The organism is Kitasatospora sp. MY 5-36, assembly GCF_001182915.1.
Classification (GTDB): Bacteria; Actinomycetota; Actinomycetes; order Streptomycetales; family Streptomycetaceae; genus Kitasatospora.
On sequence record NZ_LFVW01001035.1, the window covers coordinates 1 to 2,301 of the forward strand.

The 2,301-nt window shown below is 76.3% G+C and carries 1 protein-coding gene; it reads right to left on the minus strand.

Features of this window, described 5'->3' with window-relative positions:
- Positions 1-107: 107 nt before the first annotated feature.
- The gene (locus AE652_RS39785; RefSeq protein ID WP_049660525.1) at positions 108-1,421 is read right to left on the minus strand and encodes an alpha/beta fold hydrolase; all 1,314 of its coding nucleotides are present in this window, start codon (positions 1,419-1,421) and stop codon (positions 108-110) included.
- Positions 1,422-2,301: the final 880 nt, after the last annotated feature.

Consider the following 2,301-nt stretch of genomic DNA (forward strand, 5'->3'; position numbering starts at 1 on the left):
CGCCGCCCGGACCGGCCACCACCGCTGCCGGGGCGTCCGGCGGGCGGCGGGAGGAGGCCACCGTGCGCACTGAGCCGCTCCGCGCCGCGGCGCCGGCCCGAGGGCCGCTACGCCTCGCCGTGCGCCATCTTGATCAGGCGGTCCAGCACCGTGCCGCCGCTCATCCGAAGGCCGTCGTGCTCCCACTCGTTGGTGATCCAGGTCCGCAGGCCGCGCACCGCGCGGGCGGTCTCCAGCGAGTCGGCGGTGTCCACGTACATGTCGTCGTGGTACACGGCCGCCACGACCGGCACGGTGTTGGTGGCCAGTCGCACCCGGTCGTACAGGTCGGGCCAGTCGGTGCGGGCGGCGAGCAGGTCCGCGGTCTCCTTCAGCGGGCGCAGCGCCGGGTCGGTGTCGAACATCCAGGGGTAGATCATCTCCCCGGTGAACAGCACCGGCGCGTCGGACTCCAGCGCGGCCCGGGCGTCGAACTGCGGGAACTCCTTGCGGACCCGCTCGGCCGCCCAGGCGGTGCCGCCCTGGTCCACCGACCGCTGGCCGTAGATCGACTCGTGCAGCACCGCGTAGAGCGGGCCGCCCGCGAAGGAGAGCTGCGCCTGGGCGCCGGCCAGGAAGGTGTCGGAGAGCTCGGGCCCGGCCGCGCCCTCCACCCAGGCCTCCTCCAGCAGGTAGTGCAGCGTGCCGGAGCCGCTGCCGCCGCCGAGCAGCATGCCGAGCGCCTGGAACGCCTCGACGGTGAGCAGTCCGCCGTCAGGCAGGGTCGCGGGGGAGTCGGCGAGGTGGGCCGCGATCCGGCGCACCGCCTGGACGTCCTGCGGGAACCGGGCGTAGTGGCCCTCGTTCTTGCCGACCACCCGCGGGTAGGCGGCGCGGTAGACGTCGTCGGCCGAGCTGCCGAGGCCGGAGAGGCCACCGGTGATGAAGGCCTCGGTCAGGCCCTCGGGGGCGATGGAGAGGTAGGTGAGGGTGCAGAAGCCGCCGAAGCTCTGGCCCAGCACGCTCCAGCGCCGGTCGGCGCCGAGCAGCCGCTCGCGGATCAGCTCGGCGTCCCGGACGATCGAGTCCGCGCGGAAGTGGGCCAGGTAGTCCGCCTGCTCCTGCGGACCACCGCGCCGGGCGAGGGTCTGCCGCGTCGCGGGGGTGGACCGCCCGGTGCCGCGCTGGTCGAGCAGGAGCACCCGGTAGTCGTCCAGGGCGCGCTCCAGCCAGGAGTCCCGGCCGAGCGGCCGGGCGGCCTTGCCGCCCGGCCCGCCCTGGAGGTAGACCAGCCAGGGCAGGTCGGCCCGCTCGCGGCCTGCGGCGACCACCTCGCGGGCGTACACCTCGATCTGCTCGCCCTGCGGGGCGGCGTGGTCGAGCGGCAGCTGGAACACGTGGTCGGTCGTGACAATCCCGGGCAGCCGGCTGATGGTGGACATGCAACTCCTCGGTCTCTGCTGGTCACAGCGATGGCGTCGCGGTTCACGGGGTCACCGGGTGCGGGGGCCGCGACCCCCGCACCGTATCCTGGCGGCGGTCGAGCACTGGTTCGACCGCCCCGTCCGTCCGACCGGTCGGCCGACCCCGGCCGACGACCGCCCCGAGCGGGCCCGACGGCGGCCCGCAAGACGAGTGCCGGCCCCGGATCGCGGACGGTGACGCGCCCGCGCCGAGGCCCCGGTGACGTTCCGACGGAAGCTGTACGGCCGCCCGGCAGAACCGTCCCGACCAGCGGCGCAGCGGCGGGGCGTGACCTGGTGGTGGTGCGCGGCGTTCACTCCGGGGGTCTCCGCCCGGTTCGGGCGGGCCGATCACCGGGCGGTGCGGACCAGAGCGCCCGGACACCGGCAGCCGTCGGCGGCCGCGTGCGGCACCATGACCGGTGGCCACCAGGGGGCCGAGCGTCACGGCGGGTGCGGGCCGCGGGGGAAGGGCGTCACCGGCCGACCGGGCCGCCGGACCTGACGGCGTGCCGGGCCACGGCGAGGGGCCCCGGGAACGAAGGCGCGGCGCGCCGGTACCGGCCCGGTACCGAGCACCGCATGGCACGACCCGTCACCGGGTACGGCCAGAAACGGCACACCCGCCGACGGGACGGCCCCGTCGGCCCGGCATCATCAGCACGCGATCGAGCATGCTCGCGGCCCACCGGCCTGACCCGGCCACCGGACCGCCGAGGGGAGGAGAGTCCGGTGACCGCCATGAGGCCACCACAGGCCATGCCGGCCGAGAGCGTGGTCGGCGCGCCGCCCAGGCCGGTGGGCCGCCACGACCAGGCCCCGGCAGCCGGGCCCGCGGGCGCACCGCTCGGCCCGGGCC

Excerpts from the sequence above, each read along its gene's own strand:
- AE652_RS39785 (WP_049660525.1), bottom strand. The coding sequence starts at position 1,421 with ATGTCCACCATCAGCCGGCTGCCCGGGATTGTCACGACCGACCACGTG.